The organism is Curtobacterium sp. UNCCL17 (genome assembly GCF_000686685.1).
GTDB lineage: Bacteria > Actinomycetota > Actinomycetes > Actinomycetales > Microbacteriaceae > Curtobacterium > Curtobacterium flaccumfaciens.
Window position 1 is genome coordinate 346,696 of record NZ_KK366000.1, and the last position, 22,027, is coordinate 368,722.

Below are 22,027 nucleotides of genomic sequence, written 5' to 3' on the forward strand. Positions count from 1 at the left end.
GGGGGCCCTCACGAATCGTCGAGCGCAAGCTCAGTCGGGCGACGGTGGCGGACAGACGAAACACGTCCGGTTCCTGTGAGTGGCAGCGCCTCATGGTCCGGTTCTGGCATCGTTCCTCGGCTTGTTGGCTGACTCCGATGACAAGAGTGCTGCGGGCGGCTTCGATGACGTCGTCGGTGAAGTCATCAGGGTCGAGGAGCGTCGGTTCGGACAGTTGTAGCGGAATCGTTCGTCTTCGCTACACCGGTCGCTCCAGTGCGGCAAGCCGGAGTGCTTGCACGGAACGTCGATGTTGTTCCGCGCGGTGGCGGCCGTTGGCGGGAGAGGGGTGTGGCGCCGCGATGACGGGTACGAGTCTGGGGTGCTCGTCCAGGGTGAGATGCCGCATGACTCCGTCGAGGGCAACGGTCCCGTACGTGACGATGGCGTCGAGCACGGGGAGCACCTCGAGCAACGCTCCGAGGGCGCGTCGCCCCTCGTCGATGTCCGCAGGTCGTACGCGGCCGGGGGCTTCCCAGGGGATGAGGTTCCAGCGGAGGTACTCGTTGCGTGGGAGTCCGGACTCGATGCGGGCTGCGCGGAACGCGGCCGCGGTCGGGCCCGGGTTGTCCTCGCTGCAGACCGCCGCGTGCCCGGCGGCAATGGTCTGCGGGCCGGGCGACTGCATGAGGACCAGCACGCGGCTCGATGTGCCGCCGGATCGTGGGTCGAAGCTCGGGACGAACCGTCGCGAGCCGTCCGGTGCGGTGCGCCATGTCTCGGCGAGGGCGTTCAGCGACCGAACGTCCGCGAGCTCATCCGCGAGCTCCTCGGCGGTGTTCACGCCGGCTGTGGTGGTGCCAGGAGGGTGCCTCGGATGACGGAGCCGTGGAAGGTGCGGACGGCAACGGTGATCCACGCGGCGACGAGGCCGACGTAGTACACAACTGCGAGGACGGCGACGACGGTGAGTCCGGAGTGCAGGGCCAGGCCGTTCAGGCCGGTGACGCAGGTCCCGACGGGGAAGGTGAAGGACCACCAGGTCAGACTGAACGGCAAGTGCTCTCGGGCAGTGCGGATGGTGATCGCGAGGGCGATGACCGTCCACAGCAGCGCGAAGCCGAGCATCGCGAACCCGTACACCAGCGCCACGACCAGCAGGGCATGCGCGGTACTCGCATCGACAACGGTGGGGGCGTTCGATGCGAGGAGGTTCACGGCGGTGATCGACTGTCCGACCGGCCCGAGGACGATCCACAGCGTCGGGACCATGCCCGCGGCGCCGACCTTGTGCTGCGCGAGACGGTTCCAGATCAGCGTGATCACGACCAGCGACGTGATGAGGCTGAGGCCGAAGAAGCCGTAGCAGGACCACAGCAGCGTCTCCCGCGCCTGCCCGGCGGCGGCGTACGGCAGCAGGAGCGCACCGGTGGAGGCGGACACCATCGGCGGGACGATCGGCATCAGCCAACCGCCGAACGCGGAGTCGGGCGCGTTCTCGTGGCGGGTGAACGCCAGGTACGGCACGAGCACTGCCGTGAGCAGTCCTCCGATGGTGCCGATGCTCCAGAGGACCCAGTCGACGGTGACGGCAGCCGGGAGGCCGATCCAGTCCTTGCCGAGCAGGATCGTTCCGGCACCAACGGTGAGGAACGCCATCGGCGGTGCCCCGTAGAAGTGGGAGATGACCGGGTGCAGGTGGTGCTTCGCTGCGGTGCTCCGGTAGCGCACCCAGTGCAGCACCGTCGCGACGGTGAGGGCGACGAGCAGGACCGCGGCAATCGCCCAGACGACCGTCGCCGCAGTGCGCAGACCTGGGAACTGCAGCGGCAACGACGCAGCCGCGACGGCGACGATCCCGGTCCCCATGATCGATGCGAACCAGTTCGGGGTCAGGTTCGACACGATCAGCCCGGGCCGCTCCAGCTCCCGGAACAACCGCCGTTCTTGCACACCGTGCTCGGAACGTGCGGGTGCGGGTGCATGGACGAGGTGCGCGGACATGCACCCAGCGTGCGCGTGTTTCCCGTGGTTCGGGAACGGCGAACTCGTTGGCGGGGCACAATGTTCGCTTGTGGCACTGCGACGGCTGACCGACCGAACCCTGGACCTCGACACTCTCGAGGTCCTCGTCCGCGTCGCGGAGACCGGTTCGTTGACCCGCGCGGCCGAAGTGTTGGGGGTGACACAGCAGGCGGTGTCTGCGCGACTGCGTGCCGCGGAGCAGGCGATCGGTCAGCCGCTGGCGCACCGGAGAGCATCCGGGACAGCCTTGACCGACGCCGGCCGGGTGGTGCTCGGTCTGGCCGTTCCGGTGTTGGAGGCGTCGCAGCGGCTCGAAGCAGGACTTGTCGCGCTTCGAGAACCGGCGGGATCCCTCGTGGTCGCAGCGTCGCAGACGATCGCCGAACTCTTGCTGCCTGGATGGTTGCTCACCCACCGTGCTGCCGCGCCCGATGCGTCGGTCCGGTTGATCGCGGGCAACTCCACCACTGTGATCGAACTTGTTCGCTCCGGCGCTGCCGACGTCGGATTCACGGAGACCCCTGCTGCGCCACCTGAGCTCTCCTCTCTGGTGGTCGACGAGGACGAACTCGTGGTTGTCGTCGCTCCGCACCATCCGTGGGCGCGGGCTTCGAGCATCACCGCGGATGACCTCGCGGAGACGCCGCTCCTGCTCCGTGAGGAAGGGTCCGGCACCCGCGCCACGGTCGAGGCGTGGCTCGACGATGCGGGCCGCACCCTCGTTCCGCCAGCGGCGGTACTGGAGACGACGGGCATCATCCGCGCCAACGCTCGAGCGGGCATCGCTCCGGCGGTGATGAGTCTCCGCACCGTCGGCAGGGACCTCGCCGACGGTGCCCTCGTCCGCGTGCCGCTGCTCGGCCCGCCGCTGATCCGGTCGCTGCGTGCGATCTGGTCGGGCCACCCCGGGCCTGCTGTCACGGCGTTCTTGGACACCGCTCGCAGCTCGAGTGCCGGTGGTCAGATCAGTCCGTAGGGCAGATCCGGGTGCTGCTCGGCGATCTCGGTGAGCCGGTTGTACTTCGCGACCCGTTCGCCGCGGGCGGGTGCGCCGGACTTGATCTGCCCAGTGCCGGTCCCGACGACGAGGTCGGCGATGAACGTGTCCGTGGTCTCCCCGGAACGGTGCGACACCATGCTGGCCATCCCGATGCTGGTGGCGGTGGCGATCGCGCCCAGGGTCTGGGAGACGGTGCCGATCTGGTTCGGCTTGATCAGTGCCGCGTTCGTCAGGTGTTGCTCGCCGCCGTCGCGGATGCGTTGGGGGTCGGTGACGTAGAGGTCGTCGCCGACGATCTGGATCCGGTCACCGAGCGCCGCCTGCATGCGGCGGAACCCGTCATGGTCATCCTCAGCGCACCCGTCTTCGATGCTGCGGATCGGGTACGTGTCGATGAGCTGCCGGTAGTAGTCGACCAGCCCGTCCCGTTCGAGGCTGTCGTCGAGCATCCGGTACGAGCCGTCTCCGAGGGAGAACTCGTTCGCGGCCGGATCGAGGGCGATCGCCACCTGGTCGACGCCCGGCTCGTAGCCTGCGGCGCGGATCGCGGTGACCAGCAGGTCGAGCGCTTCCTCGGGTGCAGCGATCGATGGTGCGAAGCCGCCCTCGTCGCCGAGGCCGAGGCTACCGAACCGGTCCCGCACCAGGCCCGCGAGGGCGTGGTACACGTCCGCGCCGATGCGGACAGCGTCGGCCATCGACGAGGCGTTGACGGGGGCGATCATGAACTCCTGGAAGTCGAGCTTGTTCGCTGCGTGCGCGCCTCCGTTGAGAACGTTGAAGTGCGGGACCGGCATCCGCGGCGTCGAGCCGGTGATCTCGGCGATCCACTGCCAGAGCGGGAGGCTCGCGGCGTGTGCGAGCGCCCGGGATGCGGCGATGGAGGTTGCGACGACGCTGTTCGCGCCGAGTCGGCGGTACCCGGTGGTGCCGTCGAGTTCGGCGAGGGCGGCGTCGACCTGTCCGATTGCGGACCACGATCGCCCGGTGAGGAGGCCCGCAATGTCGGTGTTGATCAGGTGGAGCGCCTCGGTGATGTCGCGGCCGCCGAACGCTGTTCCGCCGTCGCGGAGCTCGATCGCTTCATGGGCGCCGGTGGAAGCGCCCGCGGGGGCGTCGCCGGTGACGGTGCGGCCGTCGTCGAGTTCGAGCAGGACGCGGACAGTCGGGTAGCCGCGGGAGTCGAGGATGCGGGTGCCGTGGACGGCGTCGATGGTGACGGGGTGGTCGTGGTGGGTGACGTACTCGCCCTGGTGGGCTCCGTGGTGGTGGATGCCGCTGATGTAGTCGTTCATGGTGACGCTCCTTCTGGTGGGGTCATGCGTCGTTATCGTGCGGATGGAAGGGAAAGCCGCGGGGAGGCGGAGGGGACGACCTGCTGGCGATCACTCAGCGCCAGTGCCTCCCCGCGGCGGTCGAGGGGCCCGTGGGTCACGGGTGTCGGGTGTGGGCTTCCTGTGCGGTGCGGACGACGGCTTCGGCAGCAGGACGGTTGGCCCACCCGTTGGTGGTGACGTGCTTGCCGTGTTCGATCTCCTTGTAGTGGGAGAAGAAGTGCTCGATCTCGATGAGGGTGTGCTCCGGGACGTCGCTGATGTCCTGCAGGTCTTCGAACCGGTCGTCGCCGGCGGGGACGGCGAGGATCTTGTCGTCGCCACCGTTCTCGTCGACCATGCGGAGCATCCCGACCGGCCGGACCGTGATGACGACGCCCGGGAACGTCGGTCGGGGCAGCAGCACGAGCGCGTCGAGGGGGTCGCCGTCATCGCCGAGCGTGTCATCGATGGAGCCGTAGTCCTGGGGGAACACCATGCTGGTGAACACGGCCCGGTCGAGCCGGATCCGGCCGGTGGTGTGATCGACTTCGTACTTGTTGCCGCTGCCGCGGGGAACCTCGATCGTGACGTCGAACAGCATGGGAAGGCCCGTTCCAGGATGTGGGGTGGCGGTCACAGCAGACCGCCGAGGAGGATGCCGGCGATGGCTGCCGCGACCGAGAGGACGAGCATCCCGAGACCGTTGGCGGCTGCGGCGGTGATCCGGCCGCTGCGGGCGAGGCGGACCGTTTCGAAGCTGGCGGTACTGAACGTGGTGTAGCCGCCCATCACCCCGGTGCCGAGCACCGCCACGGGGGCTGCGCCGAGGTGACTGGCTGCGCCGACGATGAGCCCGAGCAGCAGGGACCCGGTGATGTTGATCGTCAACGTGCCGACGGGGAGCCGGAACTGCCGGCCGGTGTTGATCAGCCCGTCGAGGAGGAACCGGCCGGCAGCGCCGACGCCGCCACCGGCGGCGACTGCGAGGAGGATGACGGCGTTCATGCGGACACTGTCCGGGGGCGGAACCAGCCGGCGACCACCAGTCCGACCGCGGTCGCGATCGCACCGGCCATGACGGTCAGGAGCGCGTACCCGGTGCCGGCGAGACCGTGGCCGGTGATGAACAGTGCGGCGGTGGACTCTGCGAGGGTGCTGTAGGTGGTGAAGCCGCCGAGTACTCCCGTGCCGAGCAGCAGACGCAGGACACGGCGGCGGCCCGCGTCGGGACCGCGATGCGCCAACGCTTCCAGGAGCACCCCGAGCAGCACCGCTCCGCTGATGTTGATCCAGAAGATCGACCAGCTCACCCCGCCGTCTGCTGGGAGCAGCGCACTGATCACGTCGCGCAGGAGTGTGCCGACCGTGCCACCGGCCGCGACGAGGCCGACGTACCGCCACCGCAGGTGCACGGGCCGCATGCTCGCTGCGGGATCGGAGACGTCCACATCCGGGTCGGAGGGGCGCTGAGCGTCGAGCATTGGGATGTCCGTTCGGGTGTTCATGTTCCGCCTTCTGCTGCGACCAGCGCCGCGGCGTGCTGCGCTGCTGCCGGATCCAGGTACGTCCCACCCCGTGGGGCGAGGGCACCCGTCGGCGTGAGCTGGTACTGCAGCGGCTGACCGGTGGGCAGGTTCAGTGCGTGCAGTTCCAGGTCTGTGAGGTCGTCGATGCACGCGCACACGGCGCGGAGCGAGTTGCCGTGCGCGACGACGAGGACGCTCCGACCGGTCCGCACCATCGGTACGAGCCGGTTCTGCAGCACGGGTCGGACCCGTTCGATGACATCGGAGAGGGCCTCGGTGCGCCGGAGGGCAGCTTCTGGCAGGTCGCGCAGCGCGGAACTCGACCGCAGCGCCGTCCACGCATGCAGGCTCATTGCCGGTGGTGCGCCGTTCCGGGACCTGCGGAGCCGGGTGTACTCGTCGTCGCCGAGCGTTCGGCGGGCATCGGTCTTCGTCATCCCGGTGAGTGCGCCGTAGTTGCGTTCGTTGAGCTGCCAGACCGTCTCCATCGGGATGACGATGCCGAGGGTGTCGAGGACCACTTCCGCGGTGCGCACGGTGCGCTGCAACGTCGACGTGAGCACCCGGTCCGGCAAGATGCCTGCCGCCTTCAGGAGCCGCCCCGCGGTCACGGCCTGCCGTTCACCCTCGACGGTCAGTGGTTCGTCGCGGAGGCCGGTGAAGGTGCCGGCCCGGTTCGCGGTGCTCTCCCCGTGGCGCAGCAGCACCAGCCGGCCCGTCACGACGCATCCCACGGCAGGGCGCTCTCGAACCCGACCGGAGCGTGTGGAACGACCACGACGGGACGGTGCTGCTGGTGCGTCAAGCGGGCGGCGACGGATGCGTTGAAGAACTCCGCAACCCGCCGTCGGCCCGTCTGCGACCCGACGACGATCATCACCGCGTCACGCTGCTCCGCCACCGCAGCCAACGCCCGGCTCGGATCCCCGACCCGGATGAGGATCTCCACTCGAACAGACCGCGCTGCAGCGAGATCGTGGATGACGGCGACGGCGACGTCGCGGTCGGGCAGCTGCTGCGGTTCGGTGTCCGCCGTGTCCGGATCGATCGGTTCGATGATCTCCGAACCGTCCCGACGAGCTCCCGCACTCAGCAGCGCCGGATCCACCGCAACACACACCACCGACGCACCGAAATGCTTCGCGATCAGCGTGGCAACGCCGACAACGCCCTCTACCTGCCCGGACTGCACACCGGCAACAATCGTGCGGGCGGATTCTGCCTCACCCATGTCATCTCCCTATCTCGGGCACGCTGACGCGCACCATGCTGAGATAGGGACTGTTGTCGACAGATGTCGAGGTTGGGTCCGGCAAGCCCCACTACCGGGTCCGAAGACACCACCAGTATGCACCCGCCACCACCACCACCACGCACCACGCCAGAAGAATCCTCGGCCCCTGTGCTGATCGATCGGCCAGCCGGCAGAGACAGCGCATACCCCCAGGGGGTACAGTTCCATTCGGTCGACCTCGCAACGGAACGTGCTTCCGATGCAGCCCGACGATCCGCCACCCCTCGTCCTGATCGAAGAATCGATGCTCACCGCCACCGCCTCCCCGCGTCGCCGGCTGCTGTTGCAGGTCACGGCGACGCTGGCGTTGCTGCTGCTGGTCGGGTTCACGGTCCTGATGCACACGATGGCCGGCCACACCGCCGGCCACGAGCACCCGATGGCAGCTCCCGCCGCCACCACTGAGCACGTCCAGGCCGTCGGAAACCGCCACGGGGAGCATGCCGCTCCCGCGGCCGCGGTGCTGACGGTCCTCACCGACGCCGGCTGCGACAGCGGCCTGTGCGCGCTGATGTGCTCGCTGATGGGGATGGCGTGCGCGCTGACGATCGCCCTGTTCGCATGGGCGCTACTGCGCGCACGGCCCGGCGGCGTCCTCGCACTGCTGTCGCGACTGCTTGCGCTGGCTGACCGGTTGCCGCGCCACATCGCAGCACCGAAACGACCGTCACTGACGGCACTGCAGATCATCCGCATCTGATCCGCCCCCTGCGGGACCACACCGCCGCAGGGCGGCTCCCGCTGCCCAGAACCGGGAGGCACCCGCCTGCCCGGACCAACTGACGCATCCACGGGAACGGACCTTCCATGCACACCACCACGACCACGCGCACCCTCGCGATCGCCGCCTCGCTCATCCTCGGCCTGACCCTCGCGAGCTGCTCCACCAACAACAGCAGCTCCGACGCGGGCTCGTCCGCCTCGTCGAGCTCGGCCGCGTCGGCGCACAACGACCAGGACGTGATGTTCGCGCAGATGATGCTGCCGCACCACGAGCAGGCCGTCGAGATGAGCGACGTGCTCCTCGCGAAGGGCGACGGTGTCGACCCCGACGTCGTCACCCTGGCGAAGCAGATCAAGGCCGAGCAGGGTCCGGAGATCACTCAGCTCACCAGCTGGCTGCAGGGCTGGGGCGAGCCCACGGAGTCGGAGCACCCTGGGTCGGGGCACTCCATGTCCGGGATGATGTCCGATTCCGACATGACCGACCTCGACCAGGCATCCGCGAAGAACGCCGGGAAGGTGTTCCTGCAGCAGATGGTCCAGCACCACGAGGGCGCCGTCGACATGGCCAGGAGCGAAGTCGACAAGGGCAAGAACACCGACGCGGTCGCGATGGCGAAGTCAATCGTGTCGAGCCAGACCGAGCAGATCACGCAGATGCAGGACATGCTCGCGTCCAAGTGACACCAGTCGTGGGTCGAGGCGGGCAACGTAGTCCGCCTCGGCCCGAGACCGGTTCTTCCCCGTTCGTGACCACCCTGGTAGCAGCCGGCTCGATGGGGTGGGAGATCGTCTGGCCCCTCATCCTCGGCTTCACCCTCTCCGGCATCATCCAAGCCGTCGTCCGCACCGACCAGATCACCAAGCTCATGCGCGACGACTCCTCCCGAGCGATCAGCGTCGCAAGGGGCCTGGGCGCACTGTCCTCCTCCTGCTCCTACGCCGCCGTCGCCCTCGCACGGGCGCTCTTCCGCAAGGGCGCGAGCCTGTCGTCGGCCATGGCGTTCGAGGTCGCCTCCACGAACCTCGTCGTCGAGCTCGGCCTGATCCTCGCGTTCGTCATGGGCTGGCAGTTCACCGCAGCCGAGTTCGTCGGCGGACCGCTGATGATCATCCTCATCGCCCTCGGGTTCCGGCTCTGGGTGCGCGGGAAGATCGTCGACGCCGCACGCGAACAGGCCGACAAGGGCCTCGCCGGCGCGATGGAGGGCCACGCAGCCATGGACATGTCCGTGCAGGGCGACCAAGGCTTCTGGCGGCGACTGTTCTCGAGGCCCGGGCTCACGAGCGTGTCGCAGGACTTCGTCATGGACTGGGCATCCGTCATCCGCGACATCGTCATCGGCCTCCTCATCGCCGGCGCCCTGCTCCGTCGGCAACGTCCCCCTCGCAGCGGTCCTCTGGAACGGTGGGATCAGCTTCGGCGGTGTGATCAGCTTCATCTTCGCCGACCTGATCATCATCATCTACCGGAAGTACCACGGCTGGAAAGCAGCCCTCCGCATCACCGGGATCTTCTCCGGCGCCATGGTCCTCGCCGGCTACGCCGTCGAACTGCTCCTCACCCCGCTGCACCTCATCCCCACGAACCGGCACCTCACCATCGTGACGACCTCGATCTGCTGGAACCCCACCACCTGGCTCAACATCGTGTTCCTGCTCGTCGCGGCGTTCCTGCTCGTCGTCTTCGCCCGCAGCGGCTCATGGCCCGTGCTCCGCATGATGAGTGACCACCCCGATACCCACGACCAGGCAAACGCCGAGCACAGCCAGCCCTGACCCGACCGGCCACGCCGACAGGGCGGCTGGGCCACGCAGCATTCTCGGAACCACGCCACGAAGCGTTCCAGCCACACCGGTTCCGGCGGATTCTGTACACGTCTGAGCCGTGGTCGTCGTACAGTCTCGGGAAGCTACCTCGCCGGACCCTACCGGCGGGTGCCCGACACCCTGTTCCCGGGCTGGCCTCGTCATGACCACCGCGTCGAACCCGACGGCGTCGTAGCGCGAGGACGTCTGCTCCTGACCCGAACTCGTGGCAGACGTCCTCGCACCTTCCCGCTATCGTCGAGGAACCGCCGGTCCCCGATCTCGGGGCGAGCGGCGTCACGGACCGTCACACCGGACGCCTTCGAACGCGTCGTCGTCGACGCGTTGGCCGACGTCTCGGATGCGACGCCCGAGGTCGACTGCGGTGCGGACGTCATCGCGATCGAGGACGGCGCCGAGGTGCACTGCGACGTGAACACGGCGGGCTACGACGTGGTCTACGACTCGGTGTCGACGATCAGCACCGACGGCGGCGACGACTACCACGTGGACGTTGAAGTGGCCGACCAGCCCAAGAGCTGATCGGCCACGACACGGTGTCCGACGACTAGCGGTCGGACGCCTCGACGACACAGCTCTCGACCTGCTGGGCGGCCTTCGAGTCGTCGGCGAACGGCGTCGGCGCGTCCGAGGTCGTGGTGGTCTCGTCGGCGACCGCCTGCTTGGCGACGTCGTTCACGGCGTACAGCGGGCCGTCGAAGTCGTCGGCCGTCGGGTCGGCGGTGGTCGCCCAGATGGTGACCTCGTCGTCGTTCGAGTCGTTGCTGTCCGCGGGGACGATCGCGGCACCGAGGTACCAGCCGCCGTCCCCCTTCTGGATGTTCGCGAACTCGGTGGTGTCGTGCGACCCGACCGCCTTGTCGATCATGTCGACGGCGGCGCTGGCGGCCACGTCGCACTGGGCCGACTGGGACTTCTCCTCGGAGCCGGGGACCTTGCCGACGGGGTTGATGTTCTGGGCTCCGCCGGGGTCGCAGGCGGTGAGCAGGAGGGCTACGGTGGCGGCGCCGAACAGCGCCGTGACGGTCTTCGCTCGCGTGGACATGGCCCTGAACGTAGGCCGGCCCCGGTGGGCGGCGATTCAGCCAGGAACGTCCCCCGACGACGGACGGGAGGCCCGGCGCACGTCGTGCCCCGGGCCTCCCGTCCGTCACCCGGTCCCGTTGCCGGACCGGCGTCCCGTCACAGGATCGGGGTGCCGCCGGTGACGGCGACCCGTGCGCCGGAGACGTAGCTGCCGTCGTCACTGGCGAGCAGCACGTAGACGGGTGCGAGCTCGGCCGGCTGGCCGGGACGGCCGAGCGGCGACTGCTTGCCGAACTGCTCGACCTGCTCCGGCGGCATCGTCGACGGGATCAGCGGCGTCCAGATCGGACCGGGTGCGACGCTGTTCACGCGGATGCCGCGATCGCCGAGCAGCTGCGCGAGCGCGGCGGACAGGTTCGCGACGCCGGCCTTGGTGACGTCGTAGGGCGCCAGGTTCGGCTTCGGGTTGTCGGAGTTCACCGAGCTCGAGCCGATGATCGACGATCCCGGGCCGAGGTGCGGCAGGGCCGCCTTGACGAGGTGGAAGTAGGCGCTGAGGTTCGTCGCGAGGGTGTGGTCCCACTCCTCGTCGCTGATCTCCTCGATCGTCTCGTAGGTCATCTGGTAAGCGGCGTTGTTCACGAGGACGTCGAGCCCGCCGAGCTCCGATACCGCCTGGTCGATGACCGATCGGCAGTACGCGGGGTCGCTCACGTCGCCCGGGAACAGCACGGCCTTCCGACCGGCTTCCTCGATCCAGCGCTTCGTGTCCCGGGCGTCGTCCTCTTCCTCCGGCAGGTAGCTGATCAGGACGTCAGCACCCTCGCGCGCGAACGCGATCGCGACGGCCTTCCCGATGCCGCTGTCCCCGCCGGTGATGACGGCACGCTTACCGGTGAGCTTGCCGGAGCCGCGGTAGGACTCCTCGCCGTGGTCGGCCTTCGGCGTGAGTTCCTGGTCGCTCCCCGGGGGCTGCTGCTGCTCGGTCATGTCTCTCCCTGTGGTCGGTTTCCCTGGACGTCCCCGATGCTGGGCGGGCGCCACTGAACGCCCGTCCAGGGTCACGGCGTACCCCGTTCCGCGCTCGAAGATGTGTACCCGGCACGACGGCGGCCTACCGTGGCAGCGGATCAGGGAACCGTCACCGCGACGGATGCTCCTCTTCACCAGGGAGCAACGTTGAAGTACGTGAACTACGCGGGTACCGTCCGTGTCCTGACGAGCGACACGATCGCCGACGCGGTGATCCGGTACGCCGCCGCCCTGCACCAGAGTCGGTTGAGCGACGTCGTGTCGATCCCGACGGCGGACGACTTCGGGGTGGCGAGCACGATCGAGGTGCTCCTGGCCCCGGCGATCCCGGTCGCCCTCGAGCCGGCTCCGGACGACGACCTCGAACCCGAGGGCGAGGCGTTCCTGCTCGAGCTCGGCCGGCGCACCGAGGCCGCGCTCGCCGTCGACACCAACGCGTCGCCGCCGGACTTCGGGCGCTGAGCGGGCGCCCCTACGCCACCGGCCCGTCGGTCAGGTCCGACCGGGTGTCCGCGTGGATCACCTCGTCGTGCTCGAAGGTCAGCGCGGCTGCCCGCAGCCGTTCCACGAAACCCGCGTCCTCGCGCTCGAGCTCGTCCTCTTCGGCATCCTCGACGACGAGCTGGCTCGACGGACCGATCAGCACCTTGGTCGTCGTCATGGTGCCGTCGGCGGCCACAGCGGGGATCGCGACGGTGTCCGCCCGGTTGCCGCCTGCCAGGGCTGCGGCGTACTCGATCACGGCGTCGGCCACGTCGTCGCTCGTCAGGATCGTCGAGCGGTCGTACTGGATCTGCTTCATGTCCGGGCCTCCATCTGCACAGCCAACAGGCCGTCGGCTGGCCGTCGTACAGGAACACGGCGCGTCGCTCGTTGCGCCGACGCCGACTTGTCGTCAGGATCATCACGTGCCCGAGACCATGCACCGCCTGCTGCGGGAGATCCAGACCGCCGAGCCGTCGGTCGCGGCCGAGGCGATGGCCCGGACACACATCACCCACGGGCTGTCGGTCGAACCGACGGACGCCGAGTTCGTGTTCGAGGAGCGCGTGCGCGGGACGGCACTGCTGTCGCTCGAGTCGACCCGCTGCACCGGGGTCCTGAGCGGCACGATCGAGCCGGGCGACGCGATGATGATCTTCTGGATGAAGTCCGGGGTCGCCCAGCTCGACGAGAACACCGTGAAGACCGGCCGCCCGACGCTCTTCCGTCAGGGTCCCCAGCGCTTCCGCTGGATCGCCTGCAACAAGGACGTCCTGCGCATCGACCGCTCGATCGTCGAGCAGGTCGCCGCCGAGCGCGGCGACTGGGCACCCGGTCCGATCGAGTTCCGTCCGCGGCACGTCCCCGAGGGCGCCCCGCTCGCTGCCTGGTGGCTCATGGTGCGGTCCGTCGCACAAGAGGTGCTGGCCGGACCGGACGCCGTCCCGATCGAACGCGAGCGGGAGCTCGCCCGGTTCGCCGCCGGTGGTCTGCTCACCGCGATCCCGCACTGGCCGGTCGGGCAGCACGAGCCGGCGATGGCCTCCACCGCCCGGTTCGCCCGTGCCGAGACCTTCCTGCTCGAGCACGCCACCGAGCCGATCACCGTCGACGACGTCGCCGAGGCCGCCGGCCTGAGCGTGCGCGGCGTGCAGGCGGCGTTCCAGCGGCACCACGGCATCACCCCGACCATGTACCTGCGACGCATCCGGCTGCTGCTCGCCCGCGAACAGCTCGAGTCGGGCGACGGGCGGAGCATCGCCGAGATCGCCCGGGCCACCGGGTTCGCCCACCTCGGCCGGTTCGCGGGGAGCTACCGCGAGGAGTTCGGCGAGCTGCCCCGGCAGACGGCGTCCACCGCGCGCGACGGCGCTCGCGCGTAGACGAGCTGCCGCGCGGGCCCGCAAGAATCCCGCAACCGCCCGCGGTCCGGCCGATCGCCGACGATCGTCGCCCTACGTTTGCGCTGCACGGACACGCAGCCACGACGACTGGAGACCCCATGGCCGGCTCAGCAGCACCACCCGTCCCGACCGCGGTCGTCCCGCCGACGACCGATCCGTCGACGTTCGGCCGCCGGCTCGTCGAGGACGCCTCCTACGCCGGTGAGCACTTCGTCTTCACCGCACTGCTCGGATCCCCGCTGCTGCCCCGGATCGTCCGTCGGCTGCTGCTCCGTGCCGCCGGTGCACACGCCGAGTCCGGTGTGGGCACCGGGTTCTCGCTGACGGGCGACCCGAAGCACCTCACGATCGGCCGGGGCGTCTTCTGCAACCGGAACGTGACGGTCGAGGCCGTGGCCCCCGTGACGATCGGCGCGAACACCGCGATCGGGATGCAGGTGCTCATCATGACGAGCCACCACGAGATCGACGCCGAGGGCCGCTGGAGCGACGTCGCGACCGGCCGCCCGGTGGTCGTCGAGGAGCACGTCTGGATCGGTGGCCGCGCCACGATCCTGCCCGGCGCCCACATCGAGCACGACGTCGTGGTCGCCGCCGGTGCCGTGGTCGTCGGCCGCCTGGCGGCGCACGGCGTCTACGCCGGCGTCCCCGCCAAGCGGATCCGTGAGCTCGCCCCGTCCGCGCGGCCGCCGGTTGTGGACCCCACCGCCTGACGGCCTGGAGGCGCGTGGCGGCGCCGCCACGTGCCTCCCGTCCGGCGTTGGTGCTGCTTCGAAGACGCCGGCGTGCTGCTGTGACGCCGCCCCGCCGTCGAGACGCCGCCGGATGTGGAGGCGTGTCGACGACCTGGCGGCGCCGGACGAAGACGACGGCGTCTCCTTCCGCGGGGACGCGCACTCTGCCAGCATGATCACGACGCGGGCGACGGCGCCCGCGCAGGACGAGGGAGACCGTCATGACCGTTCGCCTCAACCCCTACCTCGGGTTCCGGAGCGGCGCCCGCGAGGCGCTCGAGTTCTACCACTCGGTCTTCGGTGGCACGCTCACCATCGGCACGTTCGGTGAAGCCGGCATGAGCCAGGACCCCGCCGACGCCGACAAGGTGATGCACGGGCAGCTCGACGGCGACCAGGGCCTGCTCCTGATGGCCTCGGACGCGCCGTCCGGCATGCCGACACCGGCGGAGAGCAGCATCTCGCTCTCGCTCAGCGGCGACGACCACGAACTGCTGACACGGTGGTGGAACGGCCTCGCCCAGGGCGCCACGATCGTCGAACCACTCACCACCGCGCCCTGGGGCGACACATTCGGCATGCTGACCGATCGCCACGGGGTGTCGTGGCTGGTCAACATCAGCGGCGCGACGAGCTGAGCGGCACCGAACCCACGCGTGCCGGCACCGGCCACCGCGGCACCCAGCACCGGACCTGCTCGGCGTAGCGACGGAAGTCGTCGCCGAACCGTTCCGCCAGGTCCGATTCCTCGAGCGGGCGGACGATGCAGTTCCAGACCACGGAACCGGCGATCGCGTAGACGACGACCAGCCACGACGACAGCAGCAGGCCGACGGCGACGCCCTGGGTGATGCCGGCCAGTGCCATCGGGTTGCGCACCGACCGGTACGGCCCGGCGACCACCAGGCGGTTCGCGGTGGCCGAGGGGAGCGGCGTGCCCTCGCCCTTCGTCGACATCGCCGCCGCCGACGCGATGCCGAGCGCGCTGGCCAGCAGGAGCACGACCACACCGACGACGGTGAGGGCGGTGACGAAGGGTGTCGGCAGCTGCGGGTGCAGGCCCCAGCGGTGCTCGGCGAACGCGATGGCCAGGGGGAACACCCCGAGGAACAGGCCCCAGAAGACGACGATCTGCAGCACGGTCGCGGTGACGTGCCGGGAGCGCGGGGCCGCGGCATCAGCGGTCCGGATCCGCAGCGGACCGCTCGTCACCCACTCCGTCGGGACCCGTCCGAGCAGGACGAGGGCGAGGGCGACCGTCGAACCGACCGTGGCGGCCAGCATGACGAGCACGCCCCAGCCGGCCTCGCCGGCCACGGTGGCCCAGACGCTCAGGGCGACGAGCACCAGGGCGGTCCACACCGTCGTGACCACCGCGGCGGCTCGGACCCCGGCGGCGGCGAGCGCCGAGCCGACGACGAACAGCGGGACGTCGAACACGGCGACGAGCACCGGGTCGAGCGAGCCGAGCGTCGCCGTGCGGATCCACGGCAGCGTCGCGACGGCGATCCACCAGGCCGCTCCGCCGACGGCTTGCAGCGCGTAGTACCGCCGGCCCCAGGACATGGGTGCACGGTAGCAGTGCGCGGCGAGGGCCCGGGCCGAGGGCGCCCTCGATCCCGCTGGTGGGTCAGTCGGTGTGGTTGATCTGTCCGAGCCAGCGGCCGAAGGACGGGGTGCGCTCGTCGTGCAGGCTGGGCAGGACGGGCTTCGGCAGGCAGGTGCGCTCGTCGGTGACGGTTCCGGTGCCGGTGCTCTTGTGGAGGTCGAGGCTCATGGTGGGCTCCTTCGTGGTCGGTGGAGAGTTCGACACCGGGCGGGGCCGTTCCATTCCCACCCGGTGTCGTCGCGGTCCGGTGCAGCGCGTTCCGGCGCAGCGCGGTCCGGCGCAGCGCGTTCCGGTGCGTCGCGTTCGGTTCAGGAGGTGCCGAGCTCGACCTTGATCCAGCCGGGTTCGCGTCGGTCGAACGCCTGGTAGGCAGCGATCGCGTCGGTGATCGGCTCGTGCTCGGTGATCAGGGCCGTCGGGTCGAACTGTCCGGCGGCCACCATGTCGATCAGCGGTGGGGTGACGGAGTGGTGGTCGCAGTTCCCCATCCGCACGGTCAGGTTCTTGAGCATCGCCTCGCCGATCGGGTAGTGCTCGGCCGTCGGTCCGTACACCCCGATGATCCCGATGCGGCCGTACTTTGCCACGCTCGCCACCGCCCAGCGAGCCACCTGCGAGGGGCCGTCACCGGGCTTCCACTGCTGCTGCGCGCCGAAGCCGTCTGTCGCGGCATCGGGTGCGACCGCGGCGACCTCGGCGTCGAACGCCGCCGCCTGTTCCTGGTCGACCGCCGCCGGGCCGCGCTTCGGGCGTTCGGCGTCCACGCCGACTGCGTCGATCACGCAGTCCGCGCCGATGCCGTCGGTCAGCGACATGATCGTCTCGACCGGGTCCTCGGCGTTGTAGTCGACGACCTCGCAGTGCTGGGCGAGCGCGGCAGCGAGCCGGGTCTCCTCGCCGTCGACGACGATGACGCGGGCCGCACCCTGCTTGTACGCCGAGGCCGCCGCGAACTGACCGACGATCCCGGCGCCGAACACCACCACGACGTCACCGCGCGTGACGCCCGCGAGCTCCGCGCCGAACCACCCCGTGGGGAAGATGTCGGACAGCAGGATCGCCTGCTCGTCGGAGACGGTGTCCGGGAGCGGGTGCATGGTGTTGCGGGCCCACGGGACGCGGACGTACTCGGCCTGCATGCCGTCCACCGGTCCGGTCGAGGCCGGGCCGCCGAAGAACGCGGTGCCCGCCTGCGGTCCGTTGCTGTTCGAGCGGTCGCACTGGGCGGTCTTGCCCATCCGGCAGTACCGGCAGGCACCGCAGGACACCGTGGAGTTGATGACGACGCGGTCGCCGGGGCTGAAGCCGCGCACCGCGTCCCCGACCTCGGTGACGACGCCGACGGCCTCGTGACCGAGGATGGTGCCCTCGACCATCGGCGCCATCGTGCCGCGGACGAAGTGCAGGTCGGTGCCGCAGATCGCACTGCGGGTGATCCGGACGATCGCGTCCTCCGGGTCCTGGATCGTCGGCTCCGGGACCTCGTCGAGCCGGATGTCGCCGATGCCGTGCCACACGACTGCGCGCATGTGATGCCTCTTCCTGTTCGGGTGCGGGGTTCGCAGGGTCAGGAAACGCGCGAGGGGCTGGGCGCGGTCGGAGGCGCATCCGCCCTGCGCAGTCGTCCAGCACCGTCGGGTTGTCTCGACGGCATGAGCGAGCACGACGACGAGCAGACCCGAGCCGACTTCGACGACGCGGTGAACATGACCGCCACCGAGCTGCGGAAGTGGCTCGACACCGACGAGTCGAAGTCCGTCGGGCAGAAGCCGTCCGGCGGCGGCGAGTCGACCGGCCACGAGAGCGGTCGGCACATCATCCGCATCCTCGAGAAGCACAAGGCCGACCGCACCGACGACGACCTGGCGCACATGCGGAAGGTCGTCGGCTACGTCGCCCGGCACTCGGAACAGCGTCCCGACGGCGACGTGCACGACACCCCCTGGCGGTACTCGCTCATGAACTGGGGCCACGACCCGGAGAAGCGCTGACGGCATCGGGCAGAATGGGTGGCGTGAACGAGACGGGCATGCCGCGCTTCCGACGGATCTGGTCGACCGTGCAGGTCGGTGTCCTCGCGATCGCCGTCGCGTTCTGCGTCGTGATGCTCGTGATCGGGCAGGGCAAGCTCGACCGGGTGTACGCGGTCGCCGCGGTCTTCTTCGGACTCGCCCTGGTCGGGCACAGCACCTACCTGTGGCTCGTCGCCCGGGCGAACCGCCGTCCCTGACCCGGCTGAGCGCGGCCCGACGGCGAGGAGCCCGGTCACGGCGCGGCAACCCGTTCCCGGCGCGGGCAACCCGGCTAAGCGTTCTGGTGGACCCGCAGCCAGTCGATCGTCATCTGCTGCGGGAACCGCGTCGAGGCGTCCGGTGAACCCGGCCAGTTCCCGCCGACCGCGACGTTGAGGATCACGAAGAACGGCTTGTCGAACACCCACGGGGCCGAGCCGACGTCGGCCCGCGTGACCGTCCGGTACGCGACACCGTCGACCGTCCAGGTGATCGAGCCGGGGCGCCAGTCGACCCCGTACACGTGGAAGTCGTCGGCGAACGCTGCTCCGGACGGAGCCGTGTACGCCGCCGAGATGCCCTGAGCGCCGGAGTACCCGGGCCCGTGCACCGTGCCGTGCACGATCCCCGGCTCGTACCCGACGTTCTCCATGACGTCGATCTCCCCGCACGCCGGCCACCCGACCTGCCCGATGTCGGCGCCGAGCATCCAGAACGCCGGCCAGATGCCCTGACCGCGGGGGATCCGGATCCGCGCCTCGATGCGGCCGTACTGCGCGGTGTAGGTGCTCTCGGACTTCAGTCGGGCCGACGAGTACGAGCCGTCGGCCTCGCGGTGTGCGGTGATCACGAGGTTGCCGGCACCGTCGAGCGCCGCGTTCCGCCGCGAGTCCGTGTAGGTCTGCAGCTCGGCGTTGCCCCAGCCGCCGGCACCCAGGTCGTACCGCCAGATCCCCGGGTTCGGCGCGCTGCCGGCCGGGCCGTCGAACTCGTCGGCGGCGAGCAGCACAGGGGCGGCAGCCGACGTGGTCGCTGCCTGCGCCGACCCGTCCGCGCCGATCGCCGTCGCGCCGAGGGCCGTCGTCGCGGCTCCGGCGAGTCCGAGCGTCATGAAGCGCCGTCGATCGATGTGCTGGTCCATGTCGTGCTCCCTGCAGCGCGATGGTGGTGTGGTCGTCGGATCATGCACCATCCGGACGAGTCAGGCCAGGGCCGCACCGTGGTTGATCCGCCCCGCGCACACCGCAGCCGGCGCCGACGGACCCGTCAGCCGAAGCGCATCGCCAGCGGCACGAGCAGGCCCGCGACCCAGACGAGCACCATCACGAGGGCGCCGACCGCGATGAGCCGTCGGCGACGCCGCAGCTTCGGGCTCCGCTCCTCGCCCCACATCTGTGCACGGACCAGCACCCGGTTCGCCTGCTCGACGACCTTCCGCACCTCGGGGTCGTCGACGTCGAGGACACCGGAGCGGGCGTGCTCGGCGATGACCGCGGCTTCGTCGACGGTCAGGTCGTCCTTGCGCATGCTCCATCTTCGCACCGCGTGCAGGGGTACGACCCGGCTGTGCGGGAACGGACCACGGCCGGGTACCAAGGACACATGGGACATCGGTACCGCGGGAAGATCGTCGTCATCACCGGAGCATCGAGCGGCATCGGGAGGGCCGCCGCACACGAGTTCGCCCGGCAGGGCGCCACGCTCGTGCTCGCCGCACGCGGGCACGACTCGCTCGAGGCCGCAGCCGCCGAGTGCCGGAAGCTCGGCGCCGAGGCGATCGCGATCCCGACGGACGTCGCCGACGAGCACCAGGTCAAGGACCTCATCGGCACGGTGACGACCCGCTTCGGTCGCATCGACGTCTTCGTCGGCAACGCGGCCCTGTTCGTCTACGGCCTGTTCGAGCAGACCCCCACCGAGGCGTTCAAGCGCGTCGTCGACACGAACCTGTACGGGCACCTCAACGCCGTCACGCACCTGCTCCCGCACTGGAAGCAGCGCGGGAAGGGCACCTACGTGCTCGTCGGCTCGATCCAGTCGCTGCTCTCGGCGCCGTACCAGTCGGCGTACGTCACGAGCAAGCACGCTGCGCTCGGCCTGGTCGACGTGCTCGGCGACGAGTTCGCGGGCACCGGCATCGAGTTCACCGCACTGCTGCCGTCCACGATCGACACCCCGATCTACCAGAACGGTGCCAACTACACCGGCAAGACCTCGCACCCGCTGCCGCCCACCGTCTCGGTCGAGCGGGCCGGCCGTGCCGTCGTGCAGGCAGCCACGCACCCCAAGCGCTACCGCTTCGTCGGACGGATCCAGGCCTCGCTCGTGCCGCTGCAGTACGTGTTCCCGGGCCTGTTCCACAAGATCACGAAGCCGATGGTGGAGACGTTCGCGCTCCGTGGCAAGGGCGCCCCGACCGACGGGAACCTCTACGCCCCCGCCGACGCCGCGAACGCGACGAACGGCGGCTGGGTCGCGAAGCGACGGCGCGTCACGCGCCCCGTGCTGTGGGCCGGAGCGCTCGTCGCGGTCGCGGTCGCGGCCGTCGCCCTGCGCCGACGCCGCTGACGGCCTGGAGGCACGGTGCCAGCCCGCACCGCGCCTCCCGTCCGCCCGTGCGTGCGTGTACAGCCGGGCGCACCTCCCCGAACCGGGCGTACCTTGCGGAACCGGGCGTACCTGCCGGAACCGGGCGTACCTGGCGGGACCGGGCGTGCCCAGCGGAACCGGGCGTACCTGCCGTGTTCTTCGTGGCAGGCACGCCCGATCTCGCCAGGTATCGCAGCCGTTCTGGGAAGGAACGGACGGCTAGAAGAGCTTCGCGCTCGCGCGCCGGGCACCCTCGCCGAGGGACTCGAGCTTCGCCGCGGCGATCTGCGGGTGCACGCGGCCGCCGAGGCCGCAGTCCGTGCCGGCGATGACGCGCTCACGCCCGACCACCGACGCGAACCGCTCGATGCGCTGCGCGACGAGGTCGGGGTGCTCGACGACGTTCGTGGCGTGGCCGACGACACCGGGGACGATGACCTTGCCCTCGGGCAGGGTGACGTCCTGCCAGACGGTCCACTCGTGCTCGTGGCGGGCGTTCGCGGCCTCGAACGAGTACGCGCCGGCGTCGATGTCGAGCATCAGGTCGACGATGTGGCGGAGCTCGATGTCGGTGGTGTGCGGGCCGTGCCAGGAACCCCAGCACAGGTGGAAGCGCACGCGGCTGGTGTCGAGGCCCCGCAGCGCGTGGTTGAGCGCCTCGACACGGATGCGGGTGAAGGCGCGGTAGTCCTCGATGCTCGGCTCGGGGTTGATCTGGTCCCAGTTCTCGGCGATCGAGGGGTCGTCGATCTGCAGCACCAGGCCGGCGTCGAGGATCGTCGTGTACTCCTCGCGCAGGGCGTCGGCCCACGCCCAGATGTGTTCTTCCTCCGTCGCGTAGTACTCGTTCGCGATGCGGGCGGCGGAGCCGGGGGAGAGCGCCGTGATGAAGCCGTTGTCCGCGCCGGCGGCCTCGACTGCGTGCTTGAGGTTCGCGGCGTCGGTGGCCGCGGCCTCGTGGCCGGTGTAGGTGATCGGGCCGGTGGTGGTCGGGAACGCGGTGGCGTTCTTGCCGGTGCCGATACCCGACTCGGGGTCGGTGTAGGCGTCGTGGAAGATCGTCCAGTCGCGGCGGTCCGGGAAGCTCGTGAGCCGGATGTTCCCCGGCGTGGACCGGACCGGCTGTTGCGAGAAGATGTTCTCGTCGGTCAGGCTCAGGCCGCTGACGCGCTGGAACGAGTAGCCCCACCAGGCGCCGTAGTCGACGCTGTTCGACATCGCCTTGCCGAACTCGCCGTCGCCGGGCTGCGTGATGCCGAGCGCGGTCTGCCGGGCGACGACGTCGTCGACGGCCGAGCTCGTCAGGGCCCGGACCTCGTCGGTGGTCTCGAGTGTGAAGCCGTCGGCGGCCACGGGCCGTGCGGCGTTCGCAGCGATGAGCTCCGGGGTGCGGGGGAGCGATCCGGCGGTGGTGGCCTGGATGCGGTCGGTGTTCTCGAAGGGCAT

Annotated in this window: 28 protein-coding genes and 1 pseudogene; 12 read left to right on the top strand and 17 right to left on the bottom strand. The window is 70.1% G+C overall.

Features of this window, described 5'->3' with window-relative positions; all coding sequences use genetic code 11:
- Nucleotides 1–238: 238 nt before the first annotated feature.
- Both BR70_RS0106495 and BR70_RS0106500 read right to left on the bottom strand, forming a co-directional pair.
- Entirely contained in the window at nucleotides 239–823 is a 585-nt protein-coding gene (locus tag BR70_RS0106495) for a uracil-DNA glycosylase family protein (RefSeq protein WP_027465398.1), read from the bottom strand.
- On the bottom strand, nucleotides 820–1,983 hold the full coding sequence (locus BR70_RS0106500) for a TDT family transporter (RefSeq protein ID WP_027465399.1): 1,164 nt from the start codon (nucleotides 1,981–1,983) through the stop codon (nucleotides 820–822). The genes BR70_RS0106495 and BR70_RS0106500 overlap by 4 nt, the downstream gene beginning before the upstream one ends.
- Nucleotides 1,984–2,053: 70 nt before the next feature.
- On the opposite strand from BR70_RS0106500, the gene BR70_RS0106505 reads away from it, so the two are divergent.
- Nucleotides 2,054–2,980: a LysR family transcriptional regulator gene (locus tag BR70_RS0106505; RefSeq protein ID WP_027465400.1), complete on the top strand. Its 927-nt coding sequence runs from the start codon at nucleotides 2,054–2,056 to the stop codon at nucleotides 2,978–2,980.
- Here the strand turns inward: BR70_RS0106505 and eno are convergent.
- From eno to BR70_RS0106535, 6 genes are all read right to left on the bottom strand, one after another.
- Nucleotides 2,965–4,299, bottom strand: coding sequence for a phosphopyruvate hydratase (gene eno, locus BR70_RS0106510; protein ID WP_081827284.1), 1,335 nt, complete (start codon nucleotides 4,297–4,299; stop codon nucleotides 2,965–2,967). The genes BR70_RS0106505 and eno overlap by 16 nt on opposite strands.
- 136 nt (nucleotides 4,300–4,435) lie before the next feature.
- Nucleotides 4,436–4,921, bottom strand: coding sequence for an inorganic diphosphatase (locus tag BR70_RS0106515; protein WP_027465402.1), 486 nt, complete (start codon nucleotides 4,919–4,921; stop codon nucleotides 4,436–4,438).
- 32 nt (nucleotides 4,922–4,953) lie between these two features.
- Nucleotides 4,954–5,325, bottom strand: coding sequence for a fluoride efflux transporter FluC (locus BR70_RS0106520; RefSeq protein ID WP_027465403.1), 372 nt, complete (start codon nucleotides 5,323–5,325; stop codon nucleotides 4,954–4,956).
- Nucleotides 5,322–5,825 (bottom strand): fluoride efflux transporter FluC, encoded by a 504-nt coding sequence (locus BR70_RS0106525; protein WP_197019623.1) that lies wholly within the window; start codon nucleotides 5,823–5,825, stop codon nucleotides 5,322–5,324. Before BR70_RS0106525 ends, BR70_RS0106520 begins: the two co-directional genes overlap by 4 nt.
- Nucleotides 5,822–6,568, bottom strand: coding sequence for a 2,3-bisphosphoglycerate-dependent phosphoglycerate mutase (locus tag BR70_RS0106530; RefSeq protein ID WP_027465405.1), 747 nt, complete (start codon nucleotides 6,566–6,568; stop codon nucleotides 5,822–5,824). The genes BR70_RS0106525 and BR70_RS0106530 overlap by 4 nt, the downstream gene beginning before the upstream one ends.
- Nucleotides 6,565–7,077, bottom strand: coding sequence for a universal stress protein (locus BR70_RS0106535; RefSeq protein ID WP_027465406.1), 513 nt, complete (start codon nucleotides 7,075–7,077; stop codon nucleotides 6,565–6,567). The genes BR70_RS0106530 and BR70_RS0106535 overlap by 4 nt, the downstream gene beginning before the upstream one ends.
- A 262-nt stretch (nucleotides 7,078–7,339) precedes the next feature.
- Between BR70_RS0106535 and BR70_RS0106540 the strand changes: the two genes are divergently transcribed.
- The 4 genes and pseudogenes from BR70_RS0106540 to BR70_RS0106560 all read left to right on the top strand — a co-directional run bounded on the left by BR70_RS0106540 (nucleotide 7,340) and on the right by BR70_RS0106560 (nucleotide 10,215).
- Nucleotides 7,340–7,840 (top strand): hypothetical protein, encoded by a 501-nt coding sequence (locus BR70_RS0106540; protein WP_027465407.1) that lies wholly within the window; start codon nucleotides 7,340–7,342, stop codon nucleotides 7,838–7,840.
- A 107-nt stretch (nucleotides 7,841–7,947) separates the two neighbouring features.
- Nucleotides 7,948–8,547, top strand: coding sequence for a DUF305 domain-containing protein (locus BR70_RS0106545; RefSeq protein ID WP_027465408.1), 600 nt, complete (start codon nucleotides 7,948–7,950; stop codon nucleotides 8,545–8,547).
- Nucleotides 8,548–8,639: 92 nt separating this feature from the next.
- Nucleotides 8,640–9,642: pseudogene (locus tag BR70_RS19900) on the top strand (permease).
- 375 nt (nucleotides 9,643–10,017) lie between these two features.
- Nucleotides 10,018–10,215, top strand: a complete 198-nt coding sequence (locus BR70_RS0106560; RefSeq protein WP_027465411.1) for a hypothetical protein — start codon at nucleotides 10,018–10,020, stop codon at nucleotides 10,213–10,215.
- Between the two features lie 25 nt (nucleotides 10,216–10,240).
- On the opposite strand, the gene BR70_RS0106565 is transcribed toward BR70_RS0106560, so the two are convergent.
- Complete coding sequence (locus tag BR70_RS0106565) at nucleotides 10,241–10,738, bottom strand: hypothetical protein (RefSeq protein ID WP_027465412.1); 498 nt, start codon at nucleotides 10,736–10,738, stop codon at nucleotides 10,241–10,243.
- A 137-nt stretch (nucleotides 10,739–10,875) separates the two neighbouring features.
- Nucleotides 10,876–11,709, bottom strand: a complete 834-nt coding sequence (locus tag BR70_RS0106570; RefSeq protein ID WP_027465413.1) for an SDR family oxidoreductase — start codon at nucleotides 11,707–11,709, stop codon at nucleotides 10,876–10,878.
- A gap of 189 nt (nucleotides 11,710–11,898) precedes the next feature.
- On the opposite strand from BR70_RS0106570, the gene BR70_RS19905 reads away from it, so the two are divergent.
- Entirely contained in the window at nucleotides 11,899–12,213 is a 315-nt protein-coding gene (locus BR70_RS19905; RefSeq protein WP_035808256.1) for a hypothetical protein, read from the top strand.
- Between the two features lie 10 nt (nucleotides 12,214–12,223).
- Here the strand turns inward: BR70_RS19905 and BR70_RS19910 are convergent, their stop codons facing one another.
- Nucleotides 12,224–12,553, bottom strand: coding sequence for a hypothetical protein (locus BR70_RS19910; RefSeq protein WP_051596706.1), 330 nt, complete (start codon nucleotides 12,551–12,553; stop codon nucleotides 12,224–12,226).
- 106 nt (nucleotides 12,554–12,659) lie between these two features.
- Here BR70_RS19910 and BR70_RS22215 point away from each other — a divergent pair, with 106 nt between their 5' ends.
- From BR70_RS22215 to BR70_RS0106595, 3 genes are all read left to right on the top strand, one after another.
- Nucleotides 12,660–13,616, top strand: coding sequence for an AraC family transcriptional regulator (locus BR70_RS22215; RefSeq protein WP_027465414.1), 957 nt, complete (start codon nucleotides 12,660–12,662; stop codon nucleotides 13,614–13,616).
- Nucleotides 13,617–13,735: 119 nt separating this feature from the next.
- A complete protein-coding gene (locus BR70_RS0106590; protein WP_051596707.1) occupies nucleotides 13,736–14,350 on the top strand; it encodes a DapH/DapD/GlmU-related protein in 615 nt (204 codons plus the stop codon).
- Nucleotides 14,351–14,592: 242 nt separating this feature from the next.
- A complete protein-coding gene (locus tag BR70_RS0106595) occupies nucleotides 14,593–15,009 on the top strand; it encodes a VOC family protein (protein WP_027465416.1) in 417 nt (138 codons plus the stop codon).
- Here BR70_RS0106595 and BR70_RS0106600 read toward each other — a convergent pair.
- The 3 genes from BR70_RS0106600 to BR70_RS0106610 form a co-directional block, all read right to left on the bottom strand.
- On the bottom strand, nucleotides 14,990–15,937 hold the full coding sequence (locus tag BR70_RS0106600; protein ID WP_027465417.1) for a methyltransferase family protein: 948 nt from the start codon (nucleotides 15,935–15,937) through the stop codon (nucleotides 14,990–14,992). The genes BR70_RS0106595 and BR70_RS0106600 overlap by 20 nt on opposite strands.
- Before the next feature lie 64 nt (nucleotides 15,938–16,001).
- Entirely contained in the window at nucleotides 16,002–16,148 is a 147-nt protein-coding gene (locus BR70_RS23170; protein ID WP_155896806.1) for a hypothetical protein, read from the bottom strand.
- Between the two features lie 140 nt (nucleotides 16,149–16,288).
- Nucleotides 16,289–17,509, bottom strand: coding sequence for an alcohol dehydrogenase catalytic domain-containing protein (locus BR70_RS0106610; RefSeq protein WP_027465418.1), 1,221 nt, complete (start codon nucleotides 17,507–17,509; stop codon nucleotides 16,289–16,291).
- Between the two features lie 123 nt (nucleotides 17,510–17,632).
- On the opposite strand from BR70_RS0106610, the gene BR70_RS0106615 reads away from it, so the two are divergent.
- Both BR70_RS0106615 and BR70_RS0106620 read left to right on the top strand, forming a co-directional pair.
- Nucleotides 17,633–17,971, top strand: a complete 339-nt coding sequence (locus BR70_RS0106615; RefSeq protein ID WP_027465419.1) for a DUF3140 domain-containing protein — start codon at nucleotides 17,633–17,635, stop codon at nucleotides 17,969–17,971.
- 23 nt (nucleotides 17,972–17,994) lie between these two features.
- Entirely contained in the window at nucleotides 17,995–18,210 is a 216-nt protein-coding gene (locus BR70_RS0106620) for a hypothetical protein (protein WP_138803199.1), read from the top strand.
- A gap of 74 nt (nucleotides 18,211–18,284) precedes the next feature.
- Here BR70_RS0106620 and BR70_RS0106625 read toward each other — a convergent pair whose 3' ends face one another.
- Nucleotides 18,285–19,133, bottom strand: a complete 849-nt coding sequence (locus BR70_RS0106625) for a glycoside hydrolase family 16 protein (RefSeq protein WP_027465421.1) — start codon at nucleotides 19,131–19,133, stop codon at nucleotides 18,285–18,287.
- Nucleotides 19,134–19,258: 125 nt separating this feature from the next.
- A complete protein-coding gene (locus tag BR70_RS0106630) occupies nucleotides 19,259–19,519 on the bottom strand; it encodes a hypothetical protein (protein WP_027465422.1) in 261 nt (86 codons plus the stop codon).
- A gap of 75 nt (nucleotides 19,520–19,594) precedes the next feature.
- Between BR70_RS0106630 and BR70_RS0106635 the strand changes: the two genes are divergently transcribed.
- Nucleotides 19,595–20,560, top strand: a complete 966-nt coding sequence (locus tag BR70_RS0106635) for an SDR family NAD(P)-dependent oxidoreductase (RefSeq protein WP_027465423.1) — start codon at nucleotides 19,595–19,597, stop codon at nucleotides 20,558–20,560.
- Between the two features lie 240 nt (nucleotides 20,561–20,800).
- Here BR70_RS0106635 and BR70_RS0106640 read toward each other — a convergent pair whose 3' ends face one another.
- The gene (locus tag BR70_RS0106640; RefSeq protein ID WP_027465424.1) at nucleotides 20,801–22,027 is read right to left on the bottom strand and encodes a cobalamin-independent methionine synthase II family protein; all 1,227 of its coding nucleotides are present in this window, start codon (nucleotides 22,025–22,027) and stop codon (nucleotides 20,801–20,803) included.